20 protein-coding genes and 1 tRNA gene are annotated in these 17,814 nt (G+C 71.1%); 5 read left to right on the top strand and 16 right to left on the bottom strand.

Annotated elements, in window-relative coordinates; genetic code table 11:
• Positions 1-28 precede the first annotated feature (28 nt).
• The 5 genes from AC07DI_RS12660 to ehuB form a co-directional block, all read right to left on the bottom strand.
• Positions 29-796: an IclR family transcriptional regulator gene (locus tag AC07DI_RS12660; protein ID WP_478904202.1), complete on the bottom strand. Its 768-nt coding sequence runs from the start codon at positions 794-796 to the stop codon at positions 29-31.
• A 235-nt stretch (positions 797-1,031) separates the two neighbouring features.
• Entirely contained in the window at positions 1,032-1,847 is an 816-nt protein-coding gene (ehuA, locus tag AC07DI_RS12655) for an ectoine/hydroxyectoine ABC transporter ATP-binding protein EhuA (protein WP_384253886.1), read from the bottom strand.
• Complete coding sequence (gene ehuD, locus AC07DI_RS12650; RefSeq protein ID WP_384253889.1) at positions 1,837-2,484, bottom strand: ectoine/hydroxyectoine ABC transporter permease subunit EhuD; 648 nt, start codon at positions 2,482-2,484, stop codon at positions 1,837-1,839. The genes ehuA and ehuD overlap by 11 nt, the downstream gene beginning before the upstream one ends.
• Entirely contained in the window at positions 2,481-3,212 is a 732-nt protein-coding gene (ehuC, locus tag AC07DI_RS12645; RefSeq protein WP_384254086.1) for an ectoine/hydroxyectoine ABC transporter permease subunit EhuC, read from the bottom strand. The genes ehuD and ehuC overlap by 4 nt, the downstream gene beginning before the upstream one ends.
• Positions 3,212-4,144, bottom strand: a complete 933-nt coding sequence (ehuB, locus tag AC07DI_RS12640; RefSeq protein ID WP_384253891.1) for an ectoine/hydroxyectoine ABC transporter substrate-binding protein EhuB — start codon at positions 4,142-4,144, stop codon at positions 3,212-3,214. The genes ehuC and ehuB overlap by 1 nt, the downstream gene beginning before the upstream one ends.
• A gap of 97 nt (positions 4,145-4,241) precedes the next feature.
• Between ehuB and AC07DI_RS12635 the strand changes: the two genes are divergently transcribed.
• Entirely contained in the window at positions 4,242-4,742 is a 501-nt protein-coding gene (locus tag AC07DI_RS12635; RefSeq protein WP_478904200.1) for a DUF3830 family protein, read from the top strand.
• Positions 4,743-4,793: 51 nt separating this feature from the next.
• Here the strand turns inward: AC07DI_RS12635 and AC07DI_RS12630 are convergent, their stop codons facing one another.
• Positions 4,794-6,197, bottom strand: coding sequence for an amidase (locus AC07DI_RS12630; protein WP_478904198.1), 1,404 nt, complete (start codon positions 6,195-6,197; stop codon positions 4,794-4,796).
• A gap of 40 nt (positions 6,198-6,237) precedes the next feature.
• A complete protein-coding gene (locus tag AC07DI_RS12625) occupies positions 6,238-7,194 on the bottom strand; it encodes a D-2-hydroxyacid dehydrogenase (RefSeq protein WP_384253899.1) in 957 nt (318 codons plus the stop codon).
• 333 nt (positions 7,195-7,527) lie between these two features.
• Between AC07DI_RS12625 and AC07DI_RS12620 the strand changes: the two genes are divergently transcribed.
• On the top strand, positions 7,528-8,358 hold the full coding sequence (locus tag AC07DI_RS12620; protein WP_384253902.1) for a maleate cis-trans isomerase family protein: 831 nt from the start codon (positions 7,528-7,530) through the stop codon (positions 8,356-8,358).
• On the top strand, positions 8,355-9,092 hold the full coding sequence (locus AC07DI_RS12615) for a maleate cis-trans isomerase family protein (RefSeq protein ID WP_384253904.1): 738 nt from the start codon (positions 8,355-8,357) through the stop codon (positions 9,090-9,092). Before AC07DI_RS12620 ends, AC07DI_RS12615 begins: the two co-directional genes overlap by 4 nt.
• Before the next feature lie 9 nt (positions 9,093-9,101).
• On the opposite strand, the gene AC07DI_RS12610 is transcribed toward AC07DI_RS12615, so the two are convergent.
• Both AC07DI_RS12610 and AC07DI_RS12605 read right to left on the bottom strand, forming a co-directional pair.
• Positions 9,102-9,293 carry a hypothetical protein gene (locus tag AC07DI_RS12610; RefSeq protein ID WP_384254088.1) on the bottom strand — a complete coding sequence of 64 codons (192 nt, stop codon included), beginning with the start codon at positions 9,291-9,293 and terminating at the stop codon, positions 9,102-9,104.
• 65 nt (positions 9,294-9,358) lie between these two features.
• Entirely contained in the window at positions 9,359-9,607 is a 249-nt protein-coding gene (locus tag AC07DI_RS12605; RefSeq protein ID WP_384253907.1) for a hypothetical protein, read from the bottom strand.
• Between the two features lie 171 nt (positions 9,608-9,778).
• On the opposite strand from AC07DI_RS12605, the gene AC07DI_RS12600 reads away from it, so the two are divergent.
• Positions 9,779-10,879: an LLM class flavin-dependent oxidoreductase gene (locus tag AC07DI_RS12600; RefSeq protein ID WP_384253910.1), complete on the top strand. Its 1,101-nt coding sequence runs from the start codon at positions 9,779-9,781 to the stop codon at positions 10,877-10,879.
• Positions 10,880-11,331: 452 nt separating this feature from the next.
• Here AC07DI_RS12600 and AC07DI_RS12595 read toward each other — a convergent pair whose 3' ends face one another.
• Positions 11,332-13,353 (bottom strand): sensor domain-containing protein, encoded by a 2,022-nt coding sequence (locus tag AC07DI_RS12595; RefSeq protein WP_478904196.1) that lies wholly within the window; start codon positions 13,351-13,353, stop codon positions 11,332-11,334.
• Between the two features lie 326 nt (positions 13,354-13,679).
• Here AC07DI_RS12595 and AC07DI_RS12590 point away from each other — a divergent pair, with 326 nt between their 5' ends.
• Positions 13,680-14,960 carry a M6 family metalloprotease domain-containing protein gene (locus AC07DI_RS12590; protein WP_478904195.1) on the top strand — a complete coding sequence of 427 codons (1,281 nt, stop codon included), beginning with the start codon at positions 13,680-13,682 and terminating at the stop codon, positions 14,958-14,960.
• A 122-nt stretch (positions 14,961-15,082) separates the two neighbouring features.
• On the opposite strand, the gene AC07DI_RS12585 is transcribed toward AC07DI_RS12590, so the two are convergent.
• The 6 genes from AC07DI_RS12585 to AC07DI_RS12560 all read right to left on the bottom strand — a co-directional run bounded on the left by AC07DI_RS12585 (position 15,083) and on the right by AC07DI_RS12560 (position 17,765).
• Positions 15,083-15,156 (bottom strand) — tRNA-Lys (locus AC07DI_RS12585).
• Positions 15,147-15,764 (bottom strand): bifunctional DNA primase/polymerase, encoded by a 618-nt coding sequence (locus AC07DI_RS12580; RefSeq protein ID WP_478904194.1) that lies wholly within the window; start codon positions 15,762-15,764, stop codon positions 15,147-15,149. The genes AC07DI_RS12585 and AC07DI_RS12580 overlap by 10 nt, the downstream gene beginning before the upstream one ends.
• A 185-nt stretch (positions 15,765-15,949) precedes the next feature.
• Complete coding sequence (locus AC07DI_RS12575; RefSeq protein ID WP_384253918.1) at positions 15,950-16,300, bottom strand: hypothetical protein; 351 nt, start codon at positions 16,298-16,300, stop codon at positions 15,950-15,952.
• A gap of 375 nt (positions 16,301-16,675) precedes the next feature.
• On the bottom strand, positions 16,676-17,140 hold the full coding sequence (locus AC07DI_RS12570; protein ID WP_478904192.1) for a hypothetical protein: 465 nt from the start codon (positions 17,138-17,140) through the stop codon (positions 16,676-16,678).
• Positions 17,141-17,233: 93 nt separating this feature from the next.
• Entirely contained in the window at positions 17,234-17,464 is a 231-nt protein-coding gene (locus AC07DI_RS12565; RefSeq protein ID WP_478904190.1) for a DUF397 domain-containing protein, read from the bottom strand.
• Between the two features lie 37 nt (positions 17,465-17,501).
• Positions 17,502-17,765: a hypothetical protein gene (locus tag AC07DI_RS12560; protein WP_478904188.1), complete on the bottom strand. Its 264-nt coding sequence runs from the start codon at positions 17,763-17,765 to the stop codon at positions 17,502-17,504.
• Between the last annotated feature and the right edge of the window lie 49 nt (positions 17,766-17,814).

Here is a 17,814-nt window from a genome sequence, read left to right as displayed (position 1 = left end):
GAGGGTGCCTCCGACCACGGCGGGGAACCTAGATGGCCAGGGACAGCAGCACCGGCGCCGCCCCGCGGTTCAGCGTGTCCGCCGCCTCGCGCAGGCGGTGCGCGTGCTCGACCGGCAGGGAGAGCGCGAGGCACCCCACCGCGGACCCCGCGGTGATGGGTACGGCCGCGCACACCGTGCCGACCGCGTACTCCTGGAGGTCGAGGACCGGGACCGTGGCGGGCTGGGAGGCGAGGCGGTTGAGCAGGACCCGCTCGTTCGTGATCGTCCGGGAGGTGAGGCGGGCCATCTTGTGGCGTGAGAGGTGGTCCCTGCGGCCGTTCACGTCGAGCTGGGTGAGCAGGCTCTTGCCGACCGCGCTGGCGTGCGCGGAGGAGCGGAAGTCCACCCATTCGTTGACCGCGGGGGTGCGGGGTCCTGCCGCGAAGTCGGTGACGCGGACCTCGCCGTCCACGTAGCGGCTGATGTAGACCGCGGCGCCGATGGAGTCGCGCAGGCCGTCCAGGGTGCGCTGGAGCTTCTCGCGCAGCGCGTCGGCGTGGTCGCGGGCCGAGCCGAGGCGGCTGAGGGTCTCACCGGTGACGTACGCGCCGGAGGCCTCGTCGGTGAGCTGCTCGACGTACCCCTCGCTGCGCAGCATGCGGAGCAAGGGGGTGAGCTGGGCGAGGGGGAGGCCGGTGTCGCGGGCGATCCGGGCCGCGGTCACGCCGGTGTCGTGCCGGGAGACGGTCTCAAGGACTCGCAGGGCGCTCTGGACGGAGCGGTGCGGCGTGGTCGCCTCGTGCTTCAACGCCACGGCATCCCCCTGCGTGGAACGGTTCCGGACAGTCGGGCTCCGTCCCAGGATAGCCGTCAACTGGCCCATTCGGAGCGTCTGTTGCGGAGATTGGTGGCGCGCTCCGGCCGTGTCAGCAGGAACGCGCCACTCTGGCATATGCCAGTGTCAAGATCCGGTACGCGGACACCTCCCGGGCACCCGACCGGCCCCGGCACACCGGCCCCCGCTCACAGCACCGCGCCCCGGCCCCCGCTCACAGCACCGCGCTCAGGAACTCCCGGGTCCGCTCGTGCTCCGGCTCGGTGAAGATCTTCTCCGGCGTACCGGACTCGATGACCCGGCCCGAGTCGAACATGAGCACCTGGTCCGAGATGTCCCTGGCGAAGTTCATCTCGTGGGTCACGCACAGCATGGTGATGTCCGTGGTGTGCGCGATGTCGCGCAGCACGTCGAGGACGCCCGCCACCAGCTCGGGGTCGAGCGCGGACGTCACCTCGTCGAGCAGCAGCACCTGCGGGCGCATCGCCAGGGCGCGCGCGATGGCGACGCGCTGCTGCTGGCCGCCCGAGAGCTGGGTCGGGTACGCGTCGATGCGGTCGCCGAGCCCGACCAGGTCGAGCAGCTCGCGGGCCCGCTCCTCGGCCTCGTCCTTGGACAGGCCGAGGACGGTGACCGGGGCCTCGGTGATGTTTCTGAGCACCTTCATGTTCGGGAAGAGGTTGAACTGCTGGAACACCATCCCGATGTTCTTGCGGACCTCCCGAACGTGCTTCTCGCCGGCCGGGACGAGCTTGCCGTTCCTCTCCTCGTGGGTGAGGTAGTTGCCCCCCACCTTGATCGTGCCCTGCTCCGGCCTCACCAGCGTCATGAGCAGCCGCAGGATCGTGGTCTTGCCGGAACCGGAAGGTCCGATCAGCGTCACGTGCTTGCCGGAGGCGACGGAGAAGTCCAGCTCGTCGAGGACGACGTTCGAGCCGTAGCGCTTGACGACCTTGTCGAAGCGGATCAGCTCGCTGCCGTCGACGGCCGGGTTGGCGATTTCCTGGGAAGTGCTGCTGTCAGCGGACAAGGCGACGCTCCAAAACTCGCAGAAGAACAGAGGCCGGGTAGGCGATGACGATGAAGGCGACACCGACCACGCTGATCGCCTCGTAGGTGAAGGTCGTCTGGCTGTAGTTCTGGGCCTGGCCCAGCATGTCGAGCGCGCCGATGGCGGCCATCTGCGGCGACTCCTTCAGCATGACGATCACGTAGTTGCCGAGCGCCGGGATCACCCTGCGCACCGCCTGCGGCAGGACGACGGACGTCCAGGTGCGGCGCTTGGAGAGGCTGAGCGCGGTCGCCGCCTCCCACTGGCCCTCGGGGACGCCGTCGATGCCGGCGCGGTAGACCTCCGAGGTGTACGTCGAGTAGTGCAGCCCGAGGCCGACGATGCCCGTGGTGAGGGGCGACATCGAGGGGCCCCACTCCGGCACCACGTAGAACAGGAAGAACAGCTGCACCAGGAGCGGGGTGTTCCTGATGAACTCGGTGACCACCGTGACCGGCCAGCGGATCCACTTCTTCGGCGAGCGCTGGGCGATCGCCCAGACCAGGCCGAGGGAGAAGGCGATCAGGGAGCCGAACAGCAGCGCCTTGAGGGTGAGCCCCACACCGTCCCAGAAGACCGGCATGAAGTCGTCCACATGCGACCAGTTCCAGTTCACTTGGCACCCCCCGTGCCGGCGACGACGTCGATCGACGACTTCGAGCGCAGTCCGCCGAACAGGCTGGTCTTCTCCGGCGTCTGGCCCACCCGTTTCTTGGCGTGCCGCTCCAGGAGCCGCATGCCGCGCGTGAGGACGAAGGCGAAGACGAAGTACAGGGCGAGCAGCAGCGTGTAGATCGGCGCGCTCTCGTTCTTCACGAGCCGCACCAGGTCACCGGCGAAGGTCATGTCGGCCACCGCGATCAGGGACACCAGCGACGTGCCCTTGAGCAGCTCGATGAGCAGGTTGTTGAACGGCGGGATCATCTCCGGCCAGGCCTGCGGCAGTTCGATGCGGCGCAGCCGCTGCAGCGGGGTGAAGTTCAGGGCGATGCCGGCCTCGCGCTGTGCGGGCGGCACCGCGGCGAGCGCGCCGCGCACGATCTCCGAGCCGTACGCGCCGTACGTGATGCCCAGCGCGAGGATGCCCGCGAACATCGGCTGGAAGCTGATGTTGAACACCGGCGGCACCGTGAACGCGATCCAGAACATGAAGACCAGCGACGACGTGCTGCGGAAGATCTCGAAGTAGGCCCCGGCCAGGAACCGCACGATCCAGAACCGGGACGTGCGCAGCACCCCGATCGGGAAGGCGATCACGAAGGCGAGGGCCGCGCTGAGGAGCGTGACCTGGACGGTGATCCAGATGCCCGGCAGGAACCAGTTCCCGAAGAACTCCGACGACATCATGACAAGCCGCCCTTCGCCGGGGGGCAGAGCCTGGCCACGGTCAGGTCCGTCATCTCGGCCTCGGTGAAGCCGAACGGCTTGACGATCCGCAGCAGCTCGCCGCTCTCCTTGAGTTTGTGCAGCTCCTTGTTGAAGGCGTCCCGCAGGTTCTTCTCGGAGAGCCTGAAGGCGAAACCACCGGCGCCGTAGGCGGGCTTGCCGTCGACGACGGGCTGGAAGGGTTTCGTCGCCTCGACCCGCGAGTTCTTCTTGATCACCGTGCGGACGGTGACGTTGGTGCCGGCGAAGGCGTCCACCCGGCCCTGGGACACGGCGTCCATCCCCGCCACCTGGTCGGGCAGGACGAGCACGGACTTCACGCCCGCCGCCTTGGCGTAGTCGATCTCCGCGTAGGCGGTGCCGCTCGCCAGCTTCAGCCCCTTCTTGGCGATGTCCTCGTACCCCTTGATGCCGTGCGGGTTGCCCTTCTTCACGATGAAGGAGTCGAGCATGAGGTAGTCGGGGTCGGAGAAGAGCACCTGCTCGCAGCGGACCGGGTTGATGTACATGCCCGCCGACACCACGTCGAACTGCCGGGCCTGCGTGAGGCCGGGGATCAGGGCGCCGAACTTGGTGGGCACCGCCTTGACCTTGGGGATGCCGAGGCGAGGGAAGATGACCTTGGCGATCGCCGGCGCCTCGCCCGTGACCTCGCCGTTCTCGTCGATGTATCCGAACGGGACCTCGCCCGCGACACCGATCCTGACCGTGCCGCTGTCGCGCAGGCGGTCCAGCAGATCGCCCCCCTCAACCTTCCCCTCGTCGGGAACCCGGCTGCATGCCGAGACCCCGAGAGCGCCCAGTGCCGCCCCGCCCGCTCCGGTGAGCAGGGCGCGGCGGCGGACCGCTCTGCCGATGAATCCCTCGTTGTTCCCAAGTGGTGGAGCCATGGGCGCGCGGCTACCCGACTCGAAGCGAGTTATGCCGACGAATTCCGGCCCCTGATGCGATCGTTGTCCTCTTGACCCAGTGAGGAGCATGGGACACATGCCAGAGCGATTCATCGAAGTCTCCCTCGCCAAGCGGGGAGTCCAGTGCACGGCGAAACTGCTCGACGACCGGGCCCCGTTGACGTGTGCGGCGGTGTGGGAGGCGCTGCCACTCGGCTCGGACGTCTATCACGCGAAGTACGCGCGCAACGAGATCTACGCCCTCTTCCCGGCGTTCGCGGACCGGGAGCCGCCCCTGGAGAACCCGACCGTCACCCCCATCCCGGGAGACCTCTGCTACTTCTCCTTCTCCGGCACGGAACTGGGCACACAGGCCTACGGCTACGAGGCGGAGGCCGACGTGCGGGCGGGCACCACCGTCGTCGACCTCGCCCTGTTCTACGAGCGCAACAACCTGCTCCTGAACGGTGACGTCGGCTGGGTCCCCGGCATCGTCTGGGGCCAGATCGTCGAAGGCCTCGACCGGATGGCCGAGGCCTGCAACGACCTGTGGCGAGCGGGCGCCCAGGACGAGACGCTCAACTTCCGCAGAAAGTAGAGCCGTCCGGCGATTGAGGACCGGGGGTCCGGGGGCAGAGCCCCCGGGTCCTCAAGCCACGGCTGGCGGTGTGATGCCTCCCGCTCCGGCCTCGTACAACGCGTGCGCCGCCCGAAGCACCACCGTGTCGGCGTGCCGCGCCCCGACGATCTGCACCCCGATGGGCAACCCGTCGTCATCGACGCCGCAGGGCACCGTCGCGGCGGGCTGCTGGGTGAGGTTGAAGGGGTACGTGAACGGGGTCCAGCCCGTCCAGCGCCGGTGCCCCGACCCCTTCGGCACCTCGGTCCCCGCCTCGAACGCGGTGATCGGCAGCGTCGGCGTGAGCAGCAGGTCGTACGTCGAGTGGAAGCGGCCCATGCGCCGTCCCAGGTCCATGCGGACGTCGACGGCCGCGAGGTAGTCCAGCGCGCTGTACCGCGCGCCCTGCCCGCAGATCTCCCGCAGGCCCGGGTCGAGCAACTCCCGCCGGTCGGGCGCCAGCTGCTGCACGACGCGCGCCGCCCCGCTGAACCACAGGGTGTGGAAGGCCTCCACCGGCTCGGAGAAGTCGGGGTCGGCCTCCTCGACGTACGCGCCCTGCGCCGCGAGGGACTCCACCGCCCGCCGCACCGCCGCCGCGACGGCGGGCCGCACCGCGACCTGGCCGCCCAGCGAGGGCGAGTAGGCGACCCGCAGACCCCGTACGCCGCCGCCGAGGCCCGCACGGAAACTCCCCGCCACCGCGCCGAGTTGGGACCAGTCACGCGCGTCGGGGCCGGTGATGACCTCCATCATCAGCGCCGCGTCCGCCGCGTCCCGCGTCATCGGACCCACATGGGCGAGCGTGCCGAAGGGGCTCGCGGGATACAGCGGCACGCGCCCGTACGTCGGCTTCAGCGCGAAGATCCCGCAGAACGCCGCGGGGATGCGCACCGAGCCGCCGCCGTCCGTGCCGAGCGAGAGCGGGCCCGCGCCCACCGAGACGGCGACCGCGCTGCCCCCGCTCGAACCGCCCGAGGTGCGCGACGTGTCGTACGGATTGCGGGTGACGCCGCTCTGCGGGCCGTCCGTGACGCCCTTCCAGCCGAACTCCGGGGTCGTGGTGCGTCCGATGAACACCGCGCCGTGCTCGCGCAGGCGGGCCACCGACGGCGCGTCCTCGTTCCACTTCCCCTCCGGGCGCACGGTCAGCGAGCCGCGCAGGGTCGGCCCGTCGCGCATCAGGAGCAGGTCCTTCACCGACACGGGAACGCCGTCGACCAGGCCCTGCGGCTCGCCCCGCCGCCATCGCTCCGCACTGGCCCCGGCCTGCGCCAGAGCCGTCTCCGGCTCGATCCGGACGAACGCGTTCACCGCCGACTGGGTCTCCTCGGCCCGGCGCAGCACGGCACGGGTGGCGTCGACCGGGCTGAATTCGCCCTTGCGGTAGCCGTCGACGAGTTGTACGGCGGTGAGATCCGTGAGCTCGGTCATGCACGCTCCTCAGAAGCCAGACGGGTGGGGTGCCGTGCCATCAGTGCCCTGGGACATACCCACGTTCTTTGTCGACCACGTTCGCCAGTGGCCGTCCGGCCTCCCACGCCTCGTACAACTCGACGAACTGGGCGCCCAGTTCGTCGCGCCAGCCGATCGTGTCGCCGCTCATGTGCGGTGAGACGAGGAGGCCGGGAACCGTCCACAGCGGGCTGTCCGCGGGCAGCGGCTCCCGGTCGAAGACGTCGAGCGCCGCGCCCGCGATCCACCGGTCGGTCAGCGCCGCCACCAGGTCGCCCTCGACGACGAGGGGGCCGCGGCCGATGTTGATGAACCGCGCCGACGGCTGCATGACGCCGAAGCGTCGCGCGTCGAACATGCCGCGCGTGTCGTCCGTGAGCGGCGCCGCGCACACCACCCAGTCCGCGCGCGCGAGCAGCCGGTCGAGCTCCCCGGGCCCGTGCACGCCGGGGCGCGCGGTGCGGCCCACCAGCGCGGTGGTGATGCCGAGCGCCTCCAGCGTGCGCGCGATCGCCCGCCCGATGGGTCCCGAGCCCACCACGCACGCGCGCGTGCCCGCGATCCGCCGGGACTCGCGATGCCGCCAGCTCCGCTCGCGCTGCAGCTCCAGGGTGCGCGGCAGGTCCTTGCCCATGGCGAGCACGAGCGCGGCGACGTACTCCGCGATGGGCTGGTCGAAGACGCCGCGCGCATTGGTCACCAGCGTGTCGCAGGCGGCGAGTTCGGGGCACATCAGATGGTCCACGCCCGCGCTCGCGGTATGCACCCAGCGGGGCCTTCGCCCCTCGCCGGGCCAGGCGCGGCGCACCGCGTCGGAGGTGAAGTCCCACACGAGGAGCACGTCGGCGAGCGGCAGCCGCTCGGCGAGGGCGGTCTCGTCGGCGTGCAGGATCCGGGCCCGGCCGGTCAGGCTGCCGAGGCGCGGTGGTGGTGTCGGGGGGCCCGCGTCAAGGACGAGGACGGTCGTTTCGGACATCGAGGGGAAACCGTTTCGCAATGAGGTTCCGCTTCCCTGGCAGAGGTACGGCCGCGCCGGGTCGCAAACGCGTCGGAAACACGTGCCGGAAACCCGGTTCGGCCGTCTGAGATGTGCGGATTGACCACGCTCGCACCCGAACCTACCTTCGTCAACAGAGGCACTGCTGTACCGGCGGACCCTGTAGCCAGTACTCTCCGTGCAGCCGCTAGCACACTCTGTGCGGTACGTCCGCGCAGCATCCCCGTCCCGCCGTCCCGGCGCGTCGCCGGCATCGCTCGTCCCCGGCCTCCGGCCGGTCCCTGAACACACGCACGAACTTGGGGACTGTTCATGGACGTCTCTTTCCTCGGCGGACCGCACCCACAGCGAGGTGTAGGTGTCGTTGCCCCTTTCGATTTCGTCCTCGACCGCGAACTGTGGCGGTGGATCCCGGACGAGATCTCCCTCCATCTGACCCGTACGCCGTACGTGCCCGTCGAGGTCAGCCTCGACCTCGCTCGCCTGGTCAGTGAGCACGAGACACTCGGCGAGGCGGTCCGCGCGCTGACCGCCGCCGAGCCCGAAGTCCTCGCGTACGCCTGCACGTCGGGCAGTTTCGTCGGCGGCACCGCCGGTGAGCGCGCGATGTGCGAGGCCATGACACGGGAGGGCGCGGTCGCCTCGGTGACCACGTCGGGGGCGCTCCTGGAGGCCCTCGACGAACTGGGCGCGCGGCGCATCGCGCTCGTCACGCCCTACACCTGGTCGGTGACCCAGTCTCTGGAGGAGTACTTGGGCGAGGCCCGCGTCTCCGTGACGGCCCGCGCCTACCTCGGCCTCACCCGGCACATCTGGAAGGTCCCCTACCGCGATGTGGCGGACATGGCGCGCCGCGCGATCCAGGGCAGCGACGGAGGGGCCGACGCCCTCTTCATCAGCTGCACGAACCTCCCGACGTACGACGTCATCCCACAACTGGAAGCGGAACTGCGGATGCCGGTGATCTCCGCGAACCAGGTGACGATGTGGTCCGCCCTGCGTCGGCTGGGTACGCGTGCGGTAGGGCCCTACCAGGCACTGATCGATCCGTCGGCGCGGCCGGGCGCGATTCCGCTCGCCCCGCCGGCACCGCCGCAGGGCCTGCCCGAAGTACCACCCGCAGAAGGAGGAGGCTGGACGTGACGGCACTCGGATTTCTCTACCCGGGGAACTCGGCCGAGGACGAATACCCCCGCATGGAGCAGATGCTCGGCAGCGATGTCCGGCTGCAGGTCGTCCACACGGACATCGGTGAGGACGCGCACCGGGTCGACGCGCTGCTCGAAATGGGCTCGGACGCACGGCTCGCCGCGGGCGTCGAGGAGTTGCGGCTCTCCGGCGCCGAGGCGGTGGTGTGGGCGTGCACCAGCGGCAGCTTCGTGTACGGCTGGGAGGGCGCCCACGACCAGGTGCGCAAGCTGGCGATGGCGGCGGGCCTGCCCGCCTCGTCGACGTCGTTCGCCTTCGCCCATGCCGTACGGGAGGTCGGCGCGGTCCGCGTCGCGGTCGCGGCGACGTATCCGGAGGATGTGGCGGCCCACTTCTCCGCCTTCCTGAAGGCTGCCGGGGCGGAGGTCGTCTCGGCGCGCGGCAGCGGCATCGTCACGGCGGCCGAGGTCGGCACGTGGGGCCGCGACGAGGTGTTCGCCCTCGCCCGGGACGGCGACCACCCGGACGCGCAGGCGGTGCTCCTGCCGGACACGGCGCTGCACACGGCCGCGTACGTCACCGATCTGGAGGCCGAGCTCGGCAAACCGGTCCTGACGGCGAACCAGGTCACGGTCTGGGAGGCGCTGCGGCTGGCCCAGCGCCGGGTCAACGCGCCGGGGCTCGGCCACCTGTTCACAAGGGAGCCGGTGGTGCAGGCGGAGGGGTGAGGACGGGGCTCAGGGGCTGAGGATCAGTCTGACCACCGTTAACGTCTGGACCGACCCGGAGACGTAGTACAGGACGATGGCGCCGTCGATCGTCGCCTCCCGGCGGTCGGGGTCGTCCCGTACGGGCGTGGAGCCGTGCCCGTACGGGTCCCGGCCGATGGTCCGCACGAGCGCGGCGCGGAAGGCGTCGGGGTCGCCCATCTTGGCGAGGGTGTCGTCGGCGGGCGGCGCGTAGGTGACGCGGTGGCTCCGGCGGTGGCGAGGGCTCACGACGTGCCCCGCCTCTCGGCCTCGTCGGAGGCGAGCCGGGCGAGCCGGGCCTCGGCTTCCGGATCGGGCACGGCCTCCAGCATCCAGTGGCGCATCACGGCGTGGATCTCGTCGATCCCCGCCGCGTTGATGGCCCGGTCGAATTCGGCGCGCCGCCGCTCGGGCAGGGCGGCGCGGATGTCCGGGATGGTGTTGGGCACCTCGACCTCGACTCCGTCGACGAGGGTCTTCAGGGGATCGGCCATGGTCGGCACGGTAGTCGTGCGGGGCGACGGGGTGCGGGAAATCGGGTGGGCCGGGAATAAACGGAGTGACCCTCCTGTTGTTCCGGCCGTACCCGATCTTCCGTCAGGACCGACGCGACGTACGTACGTGTACGCGTACGTACATACGCATGCAGTGCAGGAGGCACCCCAGTGACAGTGGACCCGACCGGCGACGGCATCCGCGGCGAACGGCACGGGAGCGCGCCCGTACCGCTGTCCGTACTCGACCTCGTGACCGTCGGCGCGGGGCGCACCGCCACGGACGCGCTGCGCACCAGTGTGCGGATCGCGAAGCAGGCGGAGGCGCGGGGCTACCACCGCTACTGGGTGGCCGAGCACCACTCCATGCCGGGCGTCGCCTCGTCCTCCCCGGCCGTGATCCTCGCCCACCTGGCCGCCCACACCGACCGCATCCGGCTCGGCTCCGGCGGCGTCATGCTGCCCAACCACGCGCCGCTCGTCATCGCCGAACAGTTCGGCACGCTGGAGGCGATGGCGCCGGGCCGCGTCGACCTGGGTCTCGGCCGCGCGCCCGGCACGGACGGCGCGACCGCGGCGGCCCTGCGCCGCACGGACCGGCTGGGCGAAGGCGCCGACGAGTTCCCCCAGCAACTCGCCGAACTCACCCGCTTCCTGGACGACGACTTCCCGGACGGTCACCCCTACCGGCGCATCCACGCCGTCCCCGGGCCCATCCAGGCGACCTCGCCCGGCGGCGTCCAGTCCACGCACCGCCCGCCGCTGTGGCTGCTCGGCTCCTCCGGCTTCAGCGCGCGCCTCGCCGGTGCCCTCGGACTGCCGTTCGCCTTCGCGCACCACTTCTCCGCGCAGAACACGATCCCGGCGCTCGACCTGTACCGCGAGTCGTTCCGGCCCTCCGCGGTCCTGGATGCCCCCTACGCCCTCATCGGCGTCTCGGCGCTCGCGACCGACGACGAGAGCGAGGCCCGCCGCCAGGTCCTGGCCGCCGCCCTCAACATGGTCCGCCTGCGCACCGGCCGCCCCGGCCTCGTCCCCACCCCCGAGGAGGCGGCGGCGCACGAGTTCACCGAGATGGAGCGTGAGTTCGTCAACTCCTGGAACGCCAACGTCATCCACGGCACTCCCGACCAGGTCCGCACGGGCCTGGACGACCTGGCGAAGCGCACGGGCGCGGACGAGCTGATGATCACAGGCAACGCACACAGCGGCGAGATCCGCCTGCGCTCGTACGAACTCATCGCCGATGAGTACGGGTTGCCGTTGGCGTAGCGGGGAGGGGTGGTTTGACGGGTGCGGGTGGGTGGGGGCTGGGCGCGCCGTTCCTCGCGCCCCTGGGGGAGCCGGTGTGCTGCCGCCGTTGCCGCGGGGGGAAGCGGGGGTGTTTTGGGGGCGCGGGGAACTGCGCGAGCAACCACCGACGACTCGCACCCGCAGGCAGGCCGCCGCAGGCAGACGCGTCTGCGTGGTGCGGTGCAGCAGCCGGCGCGGCCCGCAGGGGGCTGGGCGCGCCGTTCCCCGCGCCCCTTGGGGGAGCCGGTGTGTTGCCGCCGTTGCCGCGGGGGGAAGCGGGGGTGTTTTGGGGGCGCGGGGAACTGCGCGAGCAACCACCGACGCCCCGCACCCGCGGGCAGGCCGCCGCAGGCAGACGCGTCTGCGTGGGTCCGGTTGGGATCGGCCGGTGCGGCCGATATGCGGGCTGGGCGCGCCGTTCCTCGCGCCCCTTACGGGGCGCCCCGCAACAACGTAGAGATGCGGTCCGCCGGCACGGGGCGGGAGTACAGCCACCCCTGCCCCGTATCGCAACCGATCTTCCGAAGCCGCGCAGCCTGAGCCGCAGTCTCCACGCACTCCGCCGTCACCGTAAGCCCGAGCCGGTGCGCGAGCTGGACCATCGCCTCGACGATGACCTCGTCGGCGGGGTTGGTGCGCTCCTCGCCCTCCTCGTACTGGAAGCCCCGTACGAAGGACCCGTCCAGCTTCAGCACGGACACCGGCAGCCGGCTCAGGTACGCCAGGTTCGAGTACCCCGTCCCGAAGTCGTCGATGGCGATCCGCACACCCATGTCGCTGAGCGCCTGAAGGGCCTGCAGCGGGCGCCCCGCCGAGCCCATGACGGCCGACTCGGTGAGCTCCAACTGCAGCAGGTGCGCCGGAAGCCCGGTCTCCGCCAGGATCTCCGCGACGTCCGCGACCAGGTCCGAGTCCCACACCTGCCGTACCGCCACATTGACGCTGACGAAGACCGGGTCGCGCTCGGGATGCGCCAGCTGCCAGCGCCGGGCCTGCCGGCAGGCACTCCGCAGCACCCAGCGGCCGAGCTGCACGATCGACCCGTCCTCCTCGGCGAGTCCGATGAACCGATTCGGCGTCAGCAGGCCGAACTGCGGATGCCGCCACCGTACGAGCGCCTCCACCCCGCGCACACCCTCGTCGTCGAGCCCCACCAACGGCTGGTACTCCAGGACGAATTCGTCCCGCTCGACGCCGGGCCGCAACGAGCTGGCGAGCGCCTGGCGCGTCATGCGGTGGGCGTTGCGCTCGGGGTCGAAGAGCGTCCAGCGGGCCTTGCCGTCCGTCTTCGCCCAGTACAGCGTGGTGTCGGCGGCCTGCATGAGCCCCGTCGTGGTGGTGCCCGCGGCGCGCCGCTCGACGACGCCGATGGACGCGGAGACGGAGAGCCGCTGCCCGCAGAGGTCGAACGGCTCCTGCAGGGCCGCCAGCGTCGTCTCGGCGAGGTCCACCAGCTGGTCCGTGCCGGTCGAGTCCTCGACGAGCAGCGCGAACTCGTCACCGCCCAGACGCGCGACCAGCGGCGCCGCCGCCCTGCCGTACCCGGCCCGGTCGGCGCAGCGCGTGAGCCGCTCGGCGACGGCGGCGAGCAGCCGGTCGCCGACCCGGTGGCCGAGGGTGTCGTTGACCGCCTTGAACCCGTCGAGGTCGAGGTAGCAGAGCCCGACCCGGCCGGTGCTCGTGTCGTCGTACATGCCCGCTTCGAGCGCGGCGGCGAGCCGTTCGAAGAACAGGTTGCGGTTGGGCAGCCGGGTCACCGGGTCGTGCATCTGCACATGGCGCAGCCGGGCCTGCAGCTCGCGGCGCGCGCTGATGTCGGCGGCGGCGAGGAGTACGGCCCCGCCCTTCCCGCTCCCGGCCCCGCCCCGGCCGACGGGCCCTGGGTCCGGCATCGACCCCGAGTCCGGCATGGACTCCGAGCCAAGCCCCGGCACGGGGTCCAGCTCCAGCTCCGGATCCGACATCCATGCCGATGCCGATGCCGACGCCGAGGCAGGCACAGGCGCCGAGACAGACACAGGCACATGCTCCGGCATCCGCTCCGGCATCCGCTCCGGCATCGGCGAGACCGTGATCTGCACCCACAGCGAGTGCCCGTCGGGGTGCTTCAGGCGCCGGGTGCAGCGCAGCCTTGCCTGCCGCCCGTGGAGCACCTCGCGGTACGCGTGCCAGGTGCGGGCGTCGGAGGTGAGGTCGATCAGGTCGGCGGCGACGCTTCCGGTGAGCGCCTCGGGGGCCGTGCCGAAGAGGTCGGCCAGGGCGTCGTTGGCGCTGAGGACCAGACCCTCGTGGTCGACGACGGCCAGGGGCAGTGGCGCGGCCGCGAACGCGGCGCGGTAGTCGGACCGCTCCGTGCGCCGGCGCTCCGCGCGGCGACGCTCCGTGACGTCGGTGGAGCTCCGGCCGGGTGCTGTGACCGTGGTGGGGGTGGGCCCTTCGGACGTTCCGTTCACCGCTCGCTCCCGCAGTGCAGTTGGTTCTCGAACAGGTCTCGTCGGGCGGCCGGCTGAGGCGGGCGGTGGGGGGAGGCCGGGCCCGCGCAGGAAAGTGTGCCGATCATAGAGGCTGGCCGGAGGCCCGTTCCAGCCGTACCGCCGGGGCGGACGGCGCCCGGCACCCTCGGCAGATCGTTTCTGCTCAGCCCTGAACTGATTCCGTTGCGACCCGATCGCTTGTGACGTTCCGTGAGCGTTCGGGGTGTCGCCATCCTGCCTCTCCCTCACTCGGAAGGGCCAGACCAACAGGGCGAACAGTAATAAATCATCACAAGGTGGGTGGGGTGTCCCGCATTCCGCACCCGGAGGTCGACGTGCCGCGTCAGCTCCCCCCTAGGGGACTCACCCGTGGAGGGGAGAATTCCCGTCTTCGCAGCGCCGCCGCCCTGCTCACCTCCCTGACCGCGCTGGCCGCCACCTCCCTGGTCGCCGGTCCCGCGAACGCCGACGCCACCGCGGGACCGTGCGCCCTGAGCCGCACCTCCGCGCACCACTCGGAGGGCCTCGACACCTGGAACACCGCCTACCCGCGCCCGGTCAGGACCCTGAACGCCGTCATGGTGTTCCTCTCCTTCCCGGACTCCCCGCCGCTGACCACCCCCGGGGAGCTCGCCGCCGACTACTTCCCGGCCACCGGCCAGTTCTTCGAACGCGCCTCGTACGGCAAGTTCAGACTGGCCCCGCATCCGCAGCGCGAGTGGGTCGAGATGCCGCAGGGCTCCCTGTCGTACGCCATACAGCGCGACTGGAACGCCAAGCGCCGCGCCGCCTATCTGCGCGACGCGGTGACGGCCGCCGACCCGCAGGTCGATTTCTCCCGGTACGACGTCATCTACTTCGTGGCCGACCCCGACGCGCCCGGCGTCGACTCGGACGCCACGAAGGTGGTGAACCTCGACCGGCCGATGCGGGCCGACGGCACGGACATCCGGCGCATCGTGACCGTCTTCGAGCGCCACCCGCCGGACCGCAACGTCCTGGCCCACGAGACGGGCCACGTCTTCGACCTGCCCGACCTGTACCACCGGCCGACCGACGGCAAGGGTGACTGGGACACCTACGTCGGCGACTGGGACGTCATGGGCAGCCAGTTCGGCCTCGCCCCCGACCTCTTCGGCTGGCACAAGTGGAAGCTCGGCTGGCTGGAGCGGCGGCAGGTGCGGTGCCTGGGCGCGGGGACCCAGCGGCTGACCCTGGACCCGTTGGCGGCGCCGCCGGTGCCCGGCGCCCTCGGCGGCACCCGGCTCGCCGTCGTCCGTACGGGCCGGGGCACGGCACTCGCCCTGGAGGCGCGCGGCGCCGTGGCCAACGACCGGGCGACGTGCACGGAGGGGATCCTCCTCTACCGGGTGCGGAGCGGGGCGGCGTCGGGCGGTGGCCCCGTCGAGGTGGTCGACGCCCACCCGGACTCGGAGTCCTGCTGGGGCGACTCGGTCTATCCGCAGCTGGCGGACGCCCCGGTGCGGGCGGGGGAGAGCTTCACGGTGCCCGGCGACGACGTACGCGTCGAGGTGGCGGGGCGGACGGCTTCCGGGGCCTGGACGGTGAAGGTGACGACGGGCTGAGAGCGGGTCCAGGTGTCGGGCTGATAGCCGGTCCGAGCGTCGGGCTATGAGCCGGTCCCGTCGGCATCGGCCGGGCATACGCGAGAAGCCCCCCGCTTCCGCGAGGGGCTTCTCACCGTCTGTGCGCCGCCAGGGACTCGAACCCCGGACCCGCTGATTAAGAGTCAGCTGCTCTAACCAACTGAGCTAGCGGCGCCTGCTGACGTCGTAGACCTTAGCACTCTGATCGCCGCGAGGAAAAATCGATATGCGGACCGCGGAGGAGGCCGCCGACCCGGCCGCCGACCTGGCCGCCCGTACACAGGCCCAGAGGATCACCTCCGGCCCCGGGAGCCACGGGTGGCGGGTGTCGGGGGCCACAAGCCACCGCGAACCGAGCCGGCCGCCGGGTGTGGCGCCCGGGGCGTCGGTGACGGCCGTGAGGGGTGGCACGGTGACCGCGTCCCCGGTGCCGTGACAGAGCACGGACGGGACGGCGGCGCCCCACTCCTCCCACTCCAGGAGGGCGGGCAGGCGCTGGGCGGTGCCGGGGGCGGTGAAGAGCAGGACGCGCCCGCGATGGGCGGCGACCGGCCCCGAACCCGGCCCCTCGCCCCATAACCGGTCGAGCATCCGCCGCCCGAAGACCGCGGGGACGCTCACCACGTCGAAGGCCGAGCCGCAGGGGAGTACGGCGGGGGCGGTGGGCTCGCTCCGCCAGAGGGCGAGGGCGCTGCGCGGGTACGCCTCCGCGGACGCGAGCCAGGCGGCCCCTTGGGCGGTGACGGCACAGGCGTCATGGGTGTGGAGGGAAGTACTGCTCATGCCAGGTACATGTACCGGTAGTGAGGGGTTCATCTCCGAGAGTTGCGGGAAATCGGGACAGCGAGGTGTGGAGAGGAGTACCTTGCCCCTCTGGCATATGCCACCAGATCCCTCGCGATCCGGCCGCCCGGCCCCCGGTCGCCTCGGCCCTCCGGGCCACCGGCGCCCCGCCCGCGCCCCCTCGGCTACCGCTTCTCGGCGCCGCCCCGCAGCAGGTCCCGCCCGAACTCGACCATCTTCTTCGCGTAGTCCTCGGTCCACTCGGCGCGCTCCGCGATCAGCGCGAGCGTCAGCCGGTCGAAACGGCGGGGGTCGGCGAGCTGCGCGGCCGCGATCGCCTGGAACTCGACGGACCGGTCCGCCGCGGCGCGGAACGCGTGGGCCAGCTCGGTCGCACGATCGAGGAGTTCGCGCGGGTCGTCCATCGACTCCAGGTCGAAGAAGTGCTCGGGATCACCGGTGGCTTCCGCCGGTTCGAAGAGCAGGGGCGCGGGTCGCATGCGCTGTTCGGTCCGGGGCCGCTCGGGCTCCGCCATGGTTGATCCTCCTCGTACGGGGGCGCGCCGTTCCTGCGGCGTCCGGCCGTCTCCCATTGTCCCCTGCCGCGCAAGTACGCGGTCGCGCTCTCAGAGCCTGTGTCATATCCCCGGCCGGGTGGTCGCCGTCTGGCACGCACGCTCGCCGCGTTGCCGAAAAGCCCTAGTAGCTCCGCTACAAGGACTTCCCGGCGCCTTGCGATCGCACGCACCAGACGACGCCCACTGATCCGGCCGGGGATATGACACAGGCTCTCAGGGGCGCCCCGGAGGGCGTTCCAGGGGCGCGGGGAACCCCGCGAGCAACCACGAACAGCCCGCAGCCCGACTCCATGGCCGCCACCGGCGGCGTGCCGGACTCCGTCCGGGGCGGGGCTATCGCGTCGGGCAGGGAAGTTCCGGCACGGCCCGATTCGGCGAGCAGCACACCAGGGCCAGGGACAGGAACGAGGGTCGTTCGAGGTAGCAGCCGTGCGACACGTCACCACCCCAACCGAGCCGTTCAGCGGCGGAGTGGACCAGTATCGCCAGCCGCGTACTGTCGCGGTCGGCTTCAGAATCGAACCGGGGCGCGTACTCGGTGAGCTGTTCCCCGAGCCATTGCGCGGCTTCCTTCGGTTCCTCCCACGTGCCGCGTACCAGCTTCCTGGGCTTGATGAGCCAGTACGCCGTTTCGAGCGGCGGAAGGTCCACGATGGGAAACTCCGCCTTCACTTCTTTGTACCGCTGGATCAGCTCCGGCTTGTCGGCCGGTGGTGGGTCAGGGTGCGGAGGCCGTCGCAGGGCCTCGTCGTCGAACCGTTGCTTGGAGCCGGTCCACAGGTAGCCGTGGTGGTGCAACTGTCGTCCCGTTCAGTGCAGGAAGAAGAGGGGCGCCCGACCGGCCCTGTCTCTCGGGGGTGAGTCAGGGCCAGGGGGCGCCAGGGATGGCCGTCAGGCGGACAGGCCGAAGCGGGCCGGGTCGATACCGGCCGCGTTCAGTTCCTCGGTGGTGAAGCGCAACGGCTCCGCACCGGGCCGTTTGCTGTCGCCCAACGCCCACGCGTGGGGGCCGATCTTCGCGAGCGTGGCGCAGGCCTCGCCGTCGGGGTGTGTGTTGCCTCCGCACGCCTTGTGGAAGGTGGCGCCTTCGATAGGCAGGCTGTACAGGTCGGTTCCGGGCATGGGTATGCCTTCCTGTGAGGTCAAAGACGAGACAGACTCAGAGCTGGTACTGATCCGACTTCGACACGTACACAACGCCAGGGGCAAGGGCCGTCGCCGACTCCCGAAAGAGCTCGCGCAGCACCGACCTGGAGTTGTCGCGCATCGCATTGGTCAAGTTGTCGGCCAGTAAGGCCGCCTCGGACGGGAGCAGAATCATTTCCGTGTCTGCCATATGCCGACCGTTCTTCGTCAGCCACACAGGAACGCGAATTTTCCCATCAGCATCCCGGTATGCCGGACGGCTCGGGATCGGGTCCATCCGCCAACCCTGCGGGGCCCTCTGTCTCTGGTGCTTCGGTTCGGACGGC

This window comes from Streptomyces sp. NPDC044106, assembly GCF_056433985.1.
The sequence above is the reverse complement of the archived record's forward strand: the minus strand, read 5'-3'. Positions and strand labels throughout refer to the sequence as shown.

Bases quoted from the DNA above. Each gene is read 5' to 3' on its own strand.
- AC07DI_RS12625 (WP_384253899.1), bottom strand. From the start codon at position 7,194: ATGTCCGAAACGACCGTCCTCGTCCTTGACGCGGGCCCCCCGACACCA.
- AC07DI_RS12575 (WP_384253918.1), bottom strand. From the start codon at position 16,300: ATGGCGGAGCCCGAGCGGCCCCGGACCGAACAGCGCATGCGACCCGCG.
- ehuB (WP_384253891.1), bottom strand. From the start codon at position 4,144: ATGGCTCCACCACTTGGGAACAACGAGGGATTCATCGGCAGAGCGGTC.
- ehuC (WP_384254086.1), bottom strand. From the start codon at position 3,212: ATGTCGTCGGAGTTCTTCGGGAACTGGTTCCTGCCGGGCATCTGGATC.
- AC07DI_RS12610 (WP_384254088.1), bottom strand. From the start codon at position 9,293: ATGGGCGACCCCGACGCCTTCCGCGCCGCGCTCGTGCGGACCATCGGC.
- AC07DI_RS12620 (WP_384253902.1), top strand. From the start codon at position 7,528: ATGGACGTCTCTTTCCTCGGCGGACCGCACCCACAGCGAGGTGTAGGT.
- AC07DI_RS12580 (WP_478904194.1), bottom strand. From the start codon at position 15,764: ATGAGCAGTACTTCCCTCCACACCCATGACGCCTGTGCCGTCACCGCC.
- AC07DI_RS12635 (WP_478904200.1), top strand. From the start codon at position 4,242: ATGCCAGAGCGATTCATCGAAGTCTCCCTCGCCAAGCGGGGAGTCCAG.
- AC07DI_RS12565 (WP_478904190.1), bottom strand. From the start codon at position 17,464: ATGCCCGGAACCGACCTGTACAGCCTGCCTATCGAAGGCGCCACCTTC.
- AC07DI_RS12630 (WP_478904198.1), bottom strand. From the start codon at position 6,197: ATGACCGAGCTCACGGATCTCACCGCCGTACAACTCGTCGACGGCTAC.
- AC07DI_RS12560 (WP_478904188.1), bottom strand. From the start codon at position 17,765: ATGGACCCGATCCCGAGCCGTCCGGCATACCGGGATGCTGATGGGAAA.
- AC07DI_RS12605 (WP_384253907.1), bottom strand. From the start codon at position 9,607: ATGGCCGATCCCCTGAAGACCCTCGTCGACGGAGTCGAGGTCGAGGTG.